A 15688-nucleotide genomic window follows, 5' to 3' on the forward strand; every position below is an offset into this window, starting at 1 on the left:
AACAGCTCCCGATATGGCATTATCAAAGACACGAAAGATATTTGTAGAAACAGCTCGCCAGCTTTTTGCGAAGATTGGAGTAGAGGCAACGACCATGAACGACATAGCTCAAGCGGCAAAAAAAGGAAGAAGAACTCTCTATACCTACTTTAGAAGTAAGGAGGAGATATTTGCAGCTGTGGTGCAGACAGAGTTGGACACCCTTTACGAAGAGCTTAGAGAGTTTTCGGAGATAGATCTTCCTCCCCAAGATAAGCTGGTCCGGTTTGCTCTTCGTCGCTTTCAGGCGATAGATAATATCGTCAAGCGAAACGGCTCTTTGGATGCAGACTTCTTTCGTGACATCATGCTTGTAGAGCGTACTCGCTTGAAGTTCGACATCAAAGAGCGCAGACTGATAGAGAAGATCCTGCAAGAGGGTGTGGATAAAAAGATATATGTGGTACGGGATGTAAAGTACATGGCATACATTATACAGAGTGCTTTCAAGGGGTTAGAGGTTCCTTTTATAAAAGGATTCATTAGTCTGGACAACGAAGAGATGAAAAACCATCTCATCGACCTCCGAAAACTCTTCATAAATGGGCTGTGTGGCAACTACAAGTAACAGAAATAACACAACAATAAAACCAATAAACAGATGAAACTTTTAGAAGGAAAAGTAGCTTTAGTTACCGGTGGCAGTAGAGGTATAGGTAAAGGTATTGCAATCGAACTGGCTAAACATGGAGCAAGTGTCGCTTTTACAGGCAGAAGCCTTAACGCCAATACCGAAGCGGTAGAGCAAGAAATAGCAAATCTTGGTGTGAAAGGAAAAGCTTATGCCTCGGATGCGGCAGACTTTACAGCGGCTCACCAGTTGGTGGAAGAAGTTATGAAAGACTTCGGTAAGATAGATATTCTAGTCAATAATGCCGGTATCACTCAGGACGGACTGCTCATGAGAATGACAGAGTCGCAATGGGACGATGTTCTGAATGTGAACCTAAAATCTGCTTTCAACCTTACTCATGCCGTTACTCCCATTATGATGAGAGCGCGTCAAGGCAGTATCATCAATCTCGGATCAGTGGTAGGAATTTCCGGGAATACAGGACAAGCCAACTATGCAGCCTCTAAAGCAGGCTTGATAGGCTTTTCCAAGAGTGTGGCAAAAGAGTTGGGCTCAAGAGGCATCCGCGTCAATGTCATCGCACCAGGCTTTATAGAGACAGACATGACTGCCGAACTTCCGGAAGAATCAAAGAAGCAATGGGTTGCAGGATTGCCTCTTAAGAGAGCCGGTCAACCCGAAGATATTGCAGGCGCAGTAGTATTCTTCGCGTCCGATCTATCCTCATACGTTACAGGTCAAGTGCTTCCCGTTTGCGGAGGGATGGAGATCTGATCTAAAAGATAAGTGTAATGAAGCTTGAGATTCTCTACGAAGACAACCATATCATTGCGGTAAACAAAAAGCCCGGAGATATTACTCAGGGCGACAAAACGGGAGATACCACTCTTCCAGATATCATAATGGACTTCATCAAAAAGAGAGACAATAAGCCGGGAAACGTTTTTTTGGGGGTGATTCACAGATTGGACCGACCCACTTCCGGTGTTGTGCTGTTTGCCAAAACCTCTAAAGGACTTTCTCGTTTCAATCAACTTTTCAGAGAGGATAAGGTTTCCAAAGTCTACCATGCACTGGTAGAGCAACCTCCTGTTCAGGAAGAGAATCCCAAGCTTGTGCATTATCTCAAAAAGAACGAAGAGCAAAACAAATCCTATGTCGTAAGTAAGAACAGCCCCGGAGCCAGGGAAGCTGTTCTTGCTTACCGGACATTGAAGCAGGGTACACACTTTACGCTGTTGGAAGTAAAGTTATTCACCGGCAGACATCACCAGATCCGCTGCCAGCTTTCATCCATCGGATCTTCCATAAGAGGCGATCTGAAGTATGGAGCGAAGCGATCCGGACCAAAAGGGAGTATCGGTCTCCATGCACGCACAATCTCATTCACGCATCCGATATCCGGCAAGGAGGTAGCGATTACCGCGCCTTATCCTTTGGACATAGACGGTGCATGGAAAGTGGCAAACGAGAAGTAACAACACATTTTTAAGATGAAGACTCTTCACTTTATAGCTCACAGCACCTGTTTGATAGAGACAGACGAGAGCTTTCTGCTCTTCGACTTCTACAACTCATCCCAAACAACTCCCACGCTAATGAGGCTTCTCTCTCATGAGAAGCCTCTTGTTGTTTTCTGCACACACTCGCATCACGACCATTATAGCCGGGATATATTCGATCTGCTAACGCCTTTTCATCCCACTTATATCTTTTGCGAACAGGTACGAGAGAGTGTTCCTGCAGATCGGATAGACGATGTGATATTCCTTTCTATCCTTGAAGAGTATGCATTGAAAAGGGTTGGATTATCCCTGAAGGTGTATGGATCGACAGACGAAGGTGGCTCTTTTTACCTCCGATTACGGGATGGATTTACAATTTTCTACGCCGGCGATCTCAACCATTGGCATTGGGATCAAGAAGCCAACGAATACTATCGCTCTCTGTATGCGGCTGTATATAAAGAAGAGCTTGCAAACCTCTCTGCCGATAAGCTTTATCCCATGGATCTGCTCCTGTTCCCTACCGATCTTCGCCTGGGTCCCAACTATCTTCAAGGGTTGGAAGAGTTTCTCCAAACGGTAACCACCACCCGATATTTTGCACCCATCCATTGGAATGGTACGCCTGACAACCTAAAAAAATTGGAGACAATTTCAGAAAAATTCGGGTTCAAGATTGTGGATACATCGCAAGGAACGATCTCTGCAATCCTTAAATAATCCCCGATATCTCACTATTTTATATTATATTTGTATAGTAGAGGTCTCCGATTGGAGCTATCTTATTATTAAAAACACACAAAAACATTACAGGTTATGAGTTTTATTTTATCACTTATTATTGGTTGTGTTGCCGGATTTTTAGCAGGCAAGTTGTTCCGTGATCGTTCTTTCGGAGTATTTATAAACACTCTGCTCGGCCTCGTGGGTGGAGCTGTCGGAAGTTTGGTTTACAGTCTGTTGGATATTCAAGTGGGCGATAGCAATTGGGGACAGTTCGTTATGTCTTTCATCGGAGCTTGCATCATTCTGATTGTAGCCAATATCTTTCGTAAGAAATAAAGGCTTTTCGGACTAAAACCAGAAAAGAGACCTCCCAATAAAGACAAGAAATAAGAAACATGGCACAGGAAAAGATACACCATTTAGCAGAGTTAGCTCCCATACAGGCACAGAAATATGGTTCGGATGCAGCCCTAAAAGTACGTTCGGAAGATGGGAAATGGAGCAAGATCAGCTGGGTTACTCTTAGCGATTATGTACAGAGAACGGCACAAAGTCTCATAGAGTTTGGAGTCGCTCCTCAAGATTGCGTGGGAGTCTTTTCCGAGAACAAAGACAAGGTTGTCTACGCAGATTTGGCAATATACAGCATACGTGGAATATGTGTGCCCGTATATGCTACATCCGCTCCGGAGCAACTTCGGTTTATACTTGACCAAACCGGAGTCAAGATACTCTTTGTCGGTGACCAAATGCAGTATAACATTGCTTACAAGATGCTGAAAGAGATAGACTCTCTAAAGCAGATTGTGGTGTTTGAAACCAGTGTGCGCCTTCATCCGGAAGATAGTTCATCACTCTATTTTTCGGACTTCCTGAAGCTCGGAGATACCATCAATGCAGCTGCTGAAGTCAAGGTAAGAAGATCCAAAGCACTTCGATCGGATATTGCGACCCTTATATACACCTCCGGAACAACCGGACTAAGCAAAGGAGTAATCATTACTCACAACAACATCATAATAGCTCTCGAAGGGCACATCATCCGCATACCGGATATGGGACACTCTCATTGGTCTATCAACTTTTTACCGATGTCTCACATCTTCGAGAAGCTCTGGAGTTATCTCTGCCTGCAACGTGGAGTACGCATAGCCATTTGCGACAAACCGAAAGAGATTCTGACCTACCTCAAAGAAGTAGAACCGCACTTTCTCTGCAACGTTCCACGATTCTGGGAAAAGGTGTATATGGGAGTACAGGAAAAGATAGAGACCGCCTCTCCATTTGTTCAAAAAATCTTGAGAAGAGGGCTTGAGATAGGTAAAGAGTACAATCTCAAATACAAGATACACGGGCTGACTCCCCCTCCATTGCTTGCCATCAAGTATGCTTTCTTCAATAAAACCGGTTTCAGTGCAGTAAGAAAGGCGATAGGTCTCTCGCATGGAAAACTTTTTCCAACGGCAGGAGCGGCTCTTCCCATCAAGATCAACGAATATCTTCAATCCATGGGTATTCCGATCGTAGTCGGTTACGGACTCAGTGAGACCTCGGCTACCGTCTGCTTCTACCCTCAAAAGAGATACATTCTGGACTCTATCGGCGAGACACTGCCCGGTGTTTCGGTAAAGATAGACCCCGATACGGGAGAAATCTTAGTAAAGGGAGGCACAATAACACCCGGATATTATAAAAACCCGGAAGCAACAGAAGCCGCCTTTACAGCCGACGGATGGTTCAAAACAGGAGATAAAGGACGCATGGAAGGGCAGACCATATTCTTTGAAGAACGGCTCAAAGACCTCTTCAAGACTGCCAATGGCAAGTACATATCCCCTCAACAGATAGAGGGCTTGCTATCATCAGACAGATACATAGAGCAGATAACTGTGATTGCGGATAACCGACCCTATGTAAGCGCATTGGTGTATCCCAACTGGAGTGCGGTGCGCACGGCACTGGACAAGCGCCAAGTGCCGAACAAAGATCTGTCAGAAACAGATCTTGCAAAGATGGAAGAGGTACACACTCTTATCGAAGGTCGCATAGAGCAAGCCCAACAAGGCCTTGCATCGTTCGAGCGTATCAAACGCTTCCATATCCTTTCGCAGCCGTTCTCGATAGAGACAGGCGAGCTGACCAATACTCTCAAGGTAAAACGCCGTGTGGTACAAGAGAAGTACGAAAAGGAGATCAGCGCCATCTATAACGGTCAGAGTGCAGACATAAAATAGCATCGGAAGATCCTGTTTATAGGATTTTCGGAGATAAGGCTCTGTATGATTTTGGGAAAAGAGGACACTCCTCCACCCCATCATACAGAGCTATTTTTTGCCCTTATTTTTCATCTCGAAACGGCAAAAAACAGAGTCGTTTCAGCGTGCACTTTTATATAAAAACGGCGTGCCGTTTCTCCCCATTTTCAACCTCGTGGAAGAGAAAAAAAAGAGAGCGATGCCAGGAGCAATATAAGGATAAAGATCTCTATTCTGAAAGCAATAATCTGAAAGACAAAGTAATACAGAAAATCTCAAAAACGGAGTCAACCCTCCTCTTGGTCTCATTCAAGCCCCTTTTTTGCGTTAATAGAGTTTAATTTTCGGAGTATTCATTGTAAACATTCTATAAAGACAAAATGACTCAAAAAGTGCCCAAAAAGCATAGAAAACAGATAAATCACTAATAATCAGCAAACTAACCAAATTTTCTAAACACTTTAATTGAATCCGGTAAACGTATTAAATGAAATCGGTAAATACGTTTACCGGTTTCGTTTAATACGTTAAGCCGACAAAATATGCTCGTTTAGCGTTTTTGCTTAACAGGTATCGGAATTTGTGTTAATAAAATGGGGCAGATTTAACAGTTCGGTCGCGCTCTGAAAACACCCTCTCCGATCAAAATAGAGAACGACAATCAGAGAGCTGTTTTCAACGGGATGGAATATATAAAAATAGCCTCTCCGTTTCCCCCATTTTCGAGTTCCCCAAAAGAGAGAAAACCAGCCGTTGTTTTTCCGAAATATTCTTCTTTTTGGAGAGACTTGTTCTTCAAACGGAATTGAAGTGGTGCCTCTTTTTTATCATAGTTTTGGGAAGACTTAAAGAAATGGTTCCTTTCACCGGAGAGACTCATCCAAGCCAACAGATAATATAGACAACAAGAGAGGCTATCCTCTACCTTCATTTTGGTACGCTCTCTCTATTTCGTTATCTTTGCAGGACGGACATAACATGAAACACATACAATAATTTCTTTAGATTATGGCAACAGAACAGCTACTCCAACTCGTCACGAGTAAAGCTCAGCAATGGCTCACGGACGGATACGATGCGGAAACACAAGCAGAAGTGCGCCGCATGATGGAGTCAGAAGATAAAACATTGCTCATAGAGTCGTTCTATAAAGACCTCGAATTTGGTACGGGAGGGCTGCGAGGCATAATGGGCGTAGGCTCCAATCGCATGAACAGATATACGGTAGGTGCTGCCACACAAGGGCTATCCAACTACCTGAAAAAAGAGTTTGCATCTCTTCCCGAAATTAAGGTGGTCATAGGACACGACTGCCGCAACAACTCTCGTAAGTTTGCAGAGATAGCGGCAGGGGTATTTGCGGCAAACGGCATAAGGGTTTACCTGTTTGAAAATCTTCGTCCTACTCCGGAGGTCTCTTTTGCCATTCGCACACTCGGCTGTCAAAGCGGCGTGATGATCACGGCATCGCACAACCCGAAAGAGTACAACGGCTACAAGGCATACTGGAGCGATGGTGCGCAGATGATTCCTCCGCATGACAAGAACACAATAGCAGAGGTGAATCAGATACGAGACGTGAAAGGGATAAAGTTTGATGGTCCTGCCGACATGATAGAGATATTGGGAGAAGATATGGACAAGCAGTTCCTGAATGCCATCGCATCTCTTTCTCTCTCTCCCGATGCGGTAAGAGCGCACAGCGACATGAAGATTGTCTACACTCCTATCCATGGTTGCGGACAGAAACTTGTACCGGCTGCGCTTCGTGCTTTCGGCTTCAAAAACATCATCTCGGTACCTGAACAAGAAGTTGTCAGCGGAGATTTCCCTACCGTTGTATCTCCCAATCCGGAAGAGCCTGCCGCTTTGAAGATGGCGTTGGACAAAGCAAGAGAGGTGGATGCCGAGCTTGTTTTGGCATCGGATCCGGATGCAGACCGCATAGGCTCCGCTATTAAGGACAACAACGGAGAGTGGATACTGGTCAATGGTAACCAGACTTGTCTGCTCTATGCTTACTATGCAATAGAGAAACGAAGAGAGAGCGGACAGCTCAAGGATAACCAATACATCGTAAAGACGATAGTTACAACCGATCTTATCCGCACTATTGCCGAAGCAAATAATGTGGAACTGTACGACAGCTATACCGGTTTCAAGTGGATAGCAGACATCATAAGACAAAACGAGGGCAAGAAAGAGTACCTCGGCGGAGGCGAAGAGAGCTACGGCTATCTGTGGGAAGACTTCTGCCGGGACAAGAACTCCGTCTCTGCTTGTGCCATCCTTGCCGAAATAGCAGCGTGGGCAAAGGAGAAAGGTATGACTGTCTACCAACTTCTGGATCACATCTATACCACTTACGGATTCTCTTACGAAGTGGGCGTTTCCATTGTCCGCAAAGGTAAATCCGGTGCTGAGGAGATAGAAGGAATGATGAAAGGATACAGAGAGAGACCTATGAACACCATAGATGGATCACCTGTAACCGAAATGCTGGACTACGTAGACCTGAAGGGAAGACTACTTCAACAAAACGAGGAATTCACTCTCGATATGCCGACCACAAGCAATGTTCTGCAATACAGAACGGCTGACGGCACAAAGCTATCCATACGTCCTTCCGGAACAGAACCGAAGATCAAGTACTACATAGAGGTACACTTGAAGGTAAAAGAAGGATCAGATCTTGAAGTTATCCGCCAAGAGGCTCGTGCCAAGGTGGAAAGGATAAAGTCCGAACTCACTATATAATCCGACCTATCTCTTCTGACAATGAAGATAAAAGAGAACCGCCGACAATCTTTGGTTATGGCTCTGAAGACCATAGCCGTAAAGGGATCGGCGGTTCTCTTTATTTGTTGTGCTCTGCTCCTCTCTTGCAAGACCTCTCCAAAGGTTACGGGAGAGATCGAAATAGATTTCAACTCCCCCATTGCCACAGCCACAGCACTTTCTTACGGTGTTGTCTTCACCAATGAAGGCAATGGAGAGAGAGCGGCACTGGATTACAATCTCATCTACAACTCCTCTTTCAATCTCGGAGCATACGTTCCTCCCCTTTGCCGATACAGCTCGGTGGAAAAGAGTTTGACTACTCCCAACGGCTACACACTGCCCTACCCGGAGCAGGGAGTGTGTACGGGCTGGGAAGTAGAAAAGGGCAGGCTCGACCTTGTATCGGATAAAGAGCAAAATCATCTTATGAGAGCGGTTCCGATAGCCTCGGATTCCGTTAAGAGTGTTTGCCGTATCCTCTCCAACAGAGCCGATACAAAGTTTTCCGTTGCCGCTGATGACCGGATGACACTTCGGTTCAAAGCTCGTGCGTTGAACAGCCCCGTGACACTGCGTTGCTACATAGAGCATAGAGACTCACTGCGCATCTCTTCTCCCATAGAAGCTATGTGCGAAGGGGGGGATAAGTTCGGCACGTTCTCCAAAGAGCTTAAAGCAGATCTTTCGGCAGATAGTGCATACCTTGTAATAGAGACAACCGGTGCGGTAGAGCTTGATGATGTATCTCTCTTTGCCTTCGGGTACAACAAAGAGCAGGAGTACGCCCTCCCGAAAGGCTCGTTAGAGCTGCTCAAGCAACTCAATCCCTCTTTCACTTCATTCCCCGGAGGAGGTTTGGCAGACGGCTATTATGAAGAGACTTATTACGATTGGGCGTCCGACTCTTCATCTCGTTCTCTTTGGACATTGCAGGGCAACGAGTTCCCCAAACAGTTTCTGCTTTCTCACTTCCTCTCTTTGAGCAAGGAGACAAAGAGCATGCCTCTGTACGTTGCCAACTCCGGTATCACCTCCATAAAGGCATTACCCCGACATGAGAGTGTATCCGAACTGCCCAACAGAACCGAAAAGCTGAGGAAAGCAATAGGGTATATTTCCAAGAATACCACTCTTCCCACTCCGTCCGACACCACCCTTTTCTCCAAAACACTACTGCCGAAGATCGTTTTTGGTAGCGGTATGCGGGGAGAGGAGTACACTCGAAGATTCCTTTTGATGCACAATGCTTTCTCACCGGACTCCACCGGCGTGGAGCTTATACCGGGTGGAGTGTTGGAGATATGGCCTACACCGAACTTCTCATTTGCTCACATCACACAAGAGATAAAAAATACCGACAACTTTATAGCCTCTCTTGCTCCGGAACGAGACTCTTTGGTCTATATGAGACAGCCGGAACTTTACGGAGAGATCTCCTTTCCCTCCGTTCTGGAAAACGAACAGGTTCGATGGCCTCAACTTGTAGACAGAATGTTGTTAATAATCGAGCTTGAAAAAAGAAGAGAGCAAGTCAAAGGGATAGCCTTTTCTCCACTGTTTGCTGACAGATTTCGCTGGAATCTACTTCCGTTATTCTACACGCACGGAGGGGTTTCCAAGGGCAGCAGTCTGTATGAACTGCTTCTCCGGACAAGCACAAACAGCGGAAGCAAACTGCATCCCTCTGCCAAGAAAAAGGTGATACCCGACACCATAGACGACCTCCATCTCTCCTGTACATCCTCTGCCGATGATGGAGAGTGCTATATAAAGGCGGTGAATACCACTCGTCACGAACTCATCTATAAGATCAACCTCAAGAACACAAAGCGAGAGTACAAGCATCTGCACATCACAAGATTTCGGCACAAACACCCGGAGTCCGTCCCGCAAACCCCGCAGTTTGAAGTGTATGAGATAGAGAGTGAAACCTCTCTATATGCCGACTCCGCTCTGAAAAACCTTACGATCTCTCCTTACGAGCTGATCATTCTAAAACTATTCTGAATCCCGAAACCACCATGAAGCATACCCGGAGATACGTACAGATATTAAACTTAAAGCCCGACCCCGACCTCATCCGCACCTATAAGCAGTGGCACACCAAGGGAAAGATATTCCCCGAAGTGGTGGAGGGGCTTAGAGCCATCGGGATAGAGGAGATGGAGATATACATAGCCGACAATCGGCTCGTGATGATAGTAGAAGCCGAAGAAGGATTCTGTTGGGACGAGGCTTTTGCCACGCTTGCCACCATGCCGAGACAGGAAGAGTGGGAGGCTCTGATGGGACAGTTCCAAGAGTGCAACCCCGGCAGCTCATCTGCCGAAAAGTGGAAAATGACGGAGCTATTCTTTAAGCTCTCCGAAATGTAAGCGGTCATGAAAGCAGGCTCTATCTTCCGAAAAGAGGGACAATCCTATTTCATCCCTTTTCTCATCGTTACTCTCTGCTTTGCCTTATGGGGATTTGCCAATGACCTTACCCACCCTATGGTGAAGGTCTTTTCCAATATCTTCTCCATCTCCACCCTGCATGGCTCGCTCATTCAGGTAGCTTTCTACATGGGCTATATGGTGGCGGCACTTCCGGCAGCCTTTTATATCCGCAAGCGGGACTTCGCTTCCGGCATACGGATGGGGCTTTGGATATATCTTCTCGGCGGACTTCTCTTCCTGCCTGCCGCCTTTTCGGAAAACTTCTATATCTTTTTACTTGCCTACTTTGTTCTCACCTGCGGACTCTCCTTTCTGGAAACCTCGTGCAATCCGTACATCCTTTTGTTGGGAGAGAGCCGTAGTGCGTCCCGAAGACTCAACCTCGCTCAGAGCTTCAATCCCGTAGGTTCGCTGACGGGAATGTTTGTGGCAATCTACTTTATTCAGGGCAGGCTGGCAGAAGTAAGCACTTCCACCGAGACCTCGACCCATCCGGAGCTGTGGATTGTAGTGATGCCTTACCTGGGTGTTACCGTTGCCGTGCTGGTGATGCTGCTACTCTTTTATGTAGCCAAACTCCCTAAGATAGAGGGGCAAACAAGGAGCAGAGAGAGGGGTGAACCGCTCTTCAAACGCATCCGGACACTGCTATCTATCCCAAGTTACAGGAGAGGTGTCGCTGCTCAATTCTTCTACGTGGGAGCACAGATAATGGTCTGGACCTACATCATTCACTACGGCAGCTTCTTCTTTATGGAAGAAGGTCTTCCACGATCCGTGGCAGAGCAACGGGCGCAAGGCTACAACATCGGAGCAATGATCCTTTTCTGCCTGTTCCGGTTTGTCAATACCTCTCTGATGAAAAGGTATTCCGCCCCGGCTCTACTCCGTTTCTATGCGGCTCTTGCCATCCCTCTGCTCATCGGAGCAATGCTTCTGCCATTCCCATTCGGGCTGTTTGCGATCGTAGCCATATCGCCTTGTATGTCTCTGATGTACCCCACAATCTTCTCCGTCTCCATGGAAGAGGTGAATAGGGATAAAAGCTTAGCCGGAGCTCTTTTGGTGATGGCAATAGGGGGTGGTGCTTTAATCCCTCCACTCCAAGCCGCCATAATAGATCTCCAAAACAGCATCGGAGAGTGGGCTGTAAGGGTATCTTTTGTGGTGCCGGCGGTCTGCTTCATGGTGATCTTCGCTTTTGCCCATTCCCGTCTTAAAATTCGGAGGTAAAACTGCTCGGAATATCGCTTCGGACAAAGCTCTGTTTTTATATATTTCATCCCGTCCGACTGCTCCAAAATTTCCGCTCTCTATTTTGATCATACCCCTTGCTTTCAGAGGGTGGACAGAGTGTTAAAACAGCCCCATTTCATTAACACTAATTTTGATACCTGTTAAGCCAAAATGCTAAACGAGCATATTCTTTCGGCTTAACGTGTTTAATTTTTCAATAAACACGTTTACCGATTTCATTGAACACGTTTACCGGATTCGATTAACGTGTTTAGAATTTTCACTTATAACGCTGAATATTAGCACATTACCCATTCTTCTCTATTTTTGGCTGTTTTCAGGCAGATTTCTGCATTGATTTTCATTAACAATCAAACCGCTCAAAAGGGCTGTTTTTTAACCATAATTTAGCCCCTCAATCCGTCCGGGAGGAAAAAATTTCTGAATTCGAGATATTCCATATAAGTCTGAAAACAAGAAGATTACAGCATCAATTCAAGATTTTCATCCGGAAATGGAGAAGAAAATGAGAGTGTCGAGTTCCGACCCTGATCACCCGTTTTTATATAAAAGCTCCCATCAAAAAAGAGCACCTAACACTCTTCACAGACCTGTTAGATGCTCTTGAAAAACAACATAGATTTGTTCATGTAAATTCGTAGAACGATCTACGAAAAAGAAAAGATTTTGACGGTTTATGGGTTAGTTAGTATATCTGTGTATAGAAATCGCTTGATGCTACGCTTCGGAGTCTTTTCAAATTCCTCTTCACGCAGTACAAAGCTTGCCACTTGCTCGTATGAAGCAAGCTGTTCGTTCAGATGAGCGATATTTTGCTTCATGATCTGCTCCAGCTGTTCGGTGGTAAGCTTTTCCTTTTGCACTCTTTCCACATCGGGATAGATAAGAGCGACAAGCTTTTGAGAGCTGTTCATCACGATCAGCGTCTCGCCTACGTACTCCATCATGGTGAGTTTGGCTTCGATCCCTTCCGTGTATATGTTTTGTCCGCTCGGCCCCAAAAGCATCGTTTTACTCCGTCCTTTGATAAAGATATTCTTCTGTCTGTCCATGTATCCGAGGTCTCCCGTACGCAGCCAGCCGTCTGCCGTGAAGAGTTTTTCTGTCTCCTCCGCATTTTTGTAGTAGCCCTTGCACACATTCTCACCTCTTACCTGTATCTCTCCAATGCCTGTGGCAGAGTCCGGTTCAAATATACGCACCTCCATAATCTCCTTCAACGGCTTGCCGCAAGAGTTTGCCACGTACTTCTGGTGATGTTCGTAAGAGATAAGAGGAGCGCACTCCGTCATGCCGTATCCTACCGTGAATGGAAACTTAGCCTTTTTCAAGAAATCAACGACCTCTTCGTTCAAGGCCGCTCCCCCTACTATAAACTCGCGGAAATTGCCTCCCATGTTTTCAAACAACGTGTCTCGAATTTTCTTGTAAACGACAGAGGACAACAGCGGAGTCTTGATAAGAAATTTTGCTGCTCCCTTACTGATCTTCGGCGTGATAACGTTCTTGTATATCTTTTCAAGGATTAGCGGAACGCTGATAATAAGATGAGGCTTCACCTCTTTCAGGGCTTTAACCAAGATGGATGGCGTTGGAGTCGTACCGAGAACATAGATGTGAGTACCGCATTGCATGGGTGTAAGAAAGTTGAAAGCACAGCTGTAAGCATGAGCCATAGGCAAAAAGCAGAGCACTCTCTCCTGCTCGAACATCAGCTTAAGGTAGTTGGCATACGTTACATTGCCCGCAAGATTGTTCGCAGTAAGAATCACACCTTTGCTGTAACCCGTTGTGCCGGAAGTATAGTTGATCAACATCACCTCATCGTTGCTGATGTGCGGATACGCTATATCTTCTTTTGTGAAGTCGTTGGGGTATTTCTCCCGAAAAAGAGCCTCGACATCAAGAGAGACCAGACTCTTATTGATGGAAAACTCCTCCAATGGCTTCAGACTATCTATATCTATAACTACACTGACAGCCCCCATTCGGGACGGCTCCATAACCTTGTAGTGAGACTGCGAAACGAATACCACTCTGGAGTCTGAGTGCTCGATGATATGCAGAATATCATTCGCATGAAAGTCTTGAAGGATAGGCACTATGACTGCACCATATGTAATCACTCCAAGATATACCATACACCACTCCGCCGAGTCCTTTCCGATCAGAGAAATCTTATCTCCTTTCTGAACACCGGACTCCTTCAATAATAGATGTACTTTAGCTACGACCTTGGCGACATTAGCATAAGTATATGTAGTGGCATTATTATAGTTGGTTATCGCAGGAAGATTCCAGTATTTTTTGAAGCTATTCTCGTATAGCTCTATAAAGTTCTGCTGAATCATGATTCAATATTGCACATTTTGTGTTGTTTGGTGCAAATATAGATGTTTTTTTATATTCTTCCAAAGAGAGAAGGGGTTACGAGGGGCCGTAATTGGAAAAGCGAGGGAGTTATTGTATCTTTACTTTCCCAAAAAATCTTACTATTCAATATTCTAAAAAATGAAAACCTACAATATAGATGCAGACATCTGCCGCAAAAACAGCGGATGTACAAAATATGATGCTATTGCACCATTCATTCCGAAAGGGCATGAAGTGATCCCTCTATGGATTGCGGACATGGACTTTGCCACTCCTCCTTTTGTACTGGATGCTATAAGGAAAAGGCTGGAACACCCTGTCCTCGGCTACTCTATCCCGACAGATGAGTATAAAAATGCGGTCATCAACTGGATGAAAAACCAATACAACATGGAGGTATCGCCTGAAGAGTTTTGCTATACTCCGGGTATTGTGTCAGGGATATACAAGCTCTTACAGTTTTTGACGGATAAAAAAGATGGTGTGCTTATCTGTCCGCCCGTTTATCCTCCCTTTTCGGCAGTCATCCGAAATGCAGAACGCACTCTCGTGGAAGCACCTTTGAAGCTTGAGAACAACAGATTTGAGGTAGATTTTGACTTGCTGGATGAAAAGTTGAAATCTGCCAAAGTGATGATCTGGTGCCATCCGCACAATCCCGGAGGCCGTGTCTGGAGTCAGGAAGAGTGCGCCAAGGTCGTCAAGCTATGCCGTAAGCATAATGTCATGATCATCTGCGATGAAATCCATGCAGACCTTACATTTACCCCGAAAAAACATCAACCGATGGTGCTTTCCTGCCCGGAAGCTGCCCAATGTGTTATTACCCTGCAAGCTCCATCCAAGGCATTCAACATGCCGGGCGTTGTTGGCTCTCAGCTTATAGTGCTTGAACCTGAGCTGAGACAACGTCTGTTCCCTTATCTTGAGAATAGCGGTCTTCAGATCGGAAACTCTTGTGCTTTTCCGGCAATCGCTTCCGCCTATAATAATGGTAAGGAGTGGCTTGATGACACACTACGCTATATACAAGACAATATCGCCTATGTCCGTGAGTTTTTATCCTCTCAACTCCCAATGCTTGAGATGATCGAACCGGAGGCTTCATTCCTGATCTTTATCAACTTTAAGGCACTAAACCTTTCGGACGAGGAGCTTAACCGTTTTCTTCTTGAAGATGCTGGCGTGATGCTCAACCCCGGTATCACTTTCGGTACAGGTGGTGAAGGCTGGATGCGACTCAATATAGGCACAACAAGAAAAAGGTTGGAGCAAGCCATGAAGCAGATAAAAAGAGCTGTGGATAAGCTACTCTCCAAGTAATCAAAACTCTTTTCATCCTCATTTTCTTCAAAAAGGTAATCCGAAGTAGTGCGAACACTGCTTCGGATTACCTTTTTGCTTCTATATCAATAGCCGTTAGCTGACACGGCTATTGCAAATATTCTTAAGTCTACGCCTTACAGATTTGCATACAAACAAAGCATCGAAGAGTAGCAGATACTATCTTCGATGCTTTTATGTCGGGGTGACTGGATTCGAACCAGCGACCACACGCCCCCCAGACGTGTACTCTAACCGGGCTGAGCTACACCCCGCACTCGATTGCCGGACAAAGGTAACAACTTTTCCTTAATTCGGCAACACATTACCCCTACTCTGTCGAAGAGAAAGAAGAATATACTCCCTCTTACGGCTCTTTTATACCTTTCAAGATACAGCCTCAAATATAAAATATAA

12 protein-coding genes and 1 tRNA gene are annotated in these 15688 nt (G+C 45.5%); 11 read left to right on the plus strand and 2 right to left on the minus strand.

Annotated elements, in window-relative coordinates:
• Positions 1-13 precede the first annotated feature (13 nt).
• From HQ43_RS04530 to fucP, 10 genes are all read left to right on the plus strand, one after another.
• The gene (locus tag HQ43_RS04530; RefSeq protein WP_052103077.1) at positions 14-607 is read left to right on the plus strand and encodes a TetR/AcrR family transcriptional regulator; all 594 of its coding nucleotides are present in this window, start codon (positions 14-16) and stop codon (positions 605-607) included.
• 33 nt (positions 608-640) lie between these two features.
• Positions 641-1387, plus strand: coding sequence for a 3-oxoacyl-[acyl-carrier-protein] reductase (fabG, locus tag HQ43_RS04535; RefSeq protein ID WP_036790328.1), 747 nt, complete (start codon positions 641-643; stop codon positions 1385-1387).
• Between the two features lie 17 nt (positions 1388-1404).
• On the plus strand, positions 1405-2091 hold the full coding sequence (locus tag HQ43_RS04540; RefSeq protein WP_152567483.1) for an RluA family pseudouridine synthase: 687 nt from the start codon (positions 1405-1407) through the stop codon (positions 2089-2091).
• 15 nt (positions 2092-2106) lie between these two features.
• Positions 2107-2838 (plus strand): MBL fold metallo-hydrolase, encoded by a 732-nt coding sequence (locus HQ43_RS04545; protein ID WP_052103078.1) that lies wholly within the window; start codon positions 2107-2109, stop codon positions 2836-2838.
• A 96-nt stretch (positions 2839-2934) separates the two neighbouring features.
• Positions 2935-3180: a GlsB/YeaQ/YmgE family stress response membrane protein gene (locus HQ43_RS04550; protein ID WP_036790334.1), complete on the plus strand. Its 246-nt coding sequence runs from the start codon at positions 2935-2937 to the stop codon at positions 3178-3180.
• 59 nt (positions 3181-3239) lie between these two features.
• Positions 3240-5078 carry an AMP-dependent synthetase/ligase gene (locus tag HQ43_RS04555; protein ID WP_036790336.1) on the plus strand — a complete coding sequence of 613 codons (1839 nt, stop codon included), beginning with the start codon at positions 3240-3242 and terminating at the stop codon, positions 5076-5078.
• Between the two features lie 1029 nt (positions 5079-6107).
• Positions 6108-7856 carry a phospho-sugar mutase gene (locus HQ43_RS04565; RefSeq protein ID WP_036790342.1) on the plus strand — a complete coding sequence of 583 codons (1749 nt, stop codon included), beginning with the start codon at positions 6108-6110 and terminating at the stop codon, positions 7854-7856.
• A 21-nt stretch (positions 7857-7877) separates the two neighbouring features.
• A complete protein-coding gene (locus HQ43_RS04570) occupies positions 7878-9887 on the plus strand; it encodes a hypothetical protein (protein WP_036790345.1) in 2010 nt (669 codons plus the stop codon).
• A 14-nt stretch (positions 9888-9901) separates the two neighbouring features.
• A complete protein-coding gene (locus tag HQ43_RS04575; protein ID WP_036790348.1) occupies positions 9902-10255 on the plus strand; it encodes an L-rhamnose mutarotase in 354 nt (117 codons plus the stop codon).
• 6 nt (positions 10256-10261) lie between these two features.
• Positions 10262-11551 (plus strand): L-fucose:H+ symporter permease, encoded by a 1290-nt coding sequence (gene fucP, locus HQ43_RS04580; RefSeq protein ID WP_036790351.1) that lies wholly within the window; start codon positions 10262-10264, stop codon positions 11549-11551.
• A gap of 698 nt (positions 11552-12249) precedes the next feature.
• Here the strand turns inward: fucP and HQ43_RS04585 are convergent.
• Positions 12250-13926: an AMP-binding protein gene (locus HQ43_RS04585; protein WP_036790354.1), complete on the minus strand. Its 1677-nt coding sequence runs from the start codon at positions 13924-13926 to the stop codon at positions 12250-12252.
• Positions 13927-14086: 160 nt separating this feature from the next.
• Between HQ43_RS04585 and HQ43_RS04590 the strand changes: the two genes are divergently transcribed.
• Positions 14087-15271: a MalY/PatB family protein gene (locus HQ43_RS04590; RefSeq protein ID WP_036790357.1), complete on the plus strand. Its 1185-nt coding sequence runs from the start codon at positions 14087-14089 to the stop codon at positions 15269-15271.
• Positions 15272-15471: 200 nt separating this feature from the next.
• Here HQ43_RS04590 and HQ43_RS04595 read toward each other — a convergent pair.
• Positions 15472-15546 (minus strand) — tRNA-Pro (locus tag HQ43_RS04595).
• Positions 15547-15688 lie beyond the last annotated feature (142 nt).

The sequence above is a fragment of the Porphyromonas canoris genome, from assembly GCF_000769115.1.
Classification (GTDB): Bacteria; Bacteroidota; Bacteroidia; order Bacteroidales; family Porphyromonadaceae; genus Porphyromonas_A; species Porphyromonas_A canoris.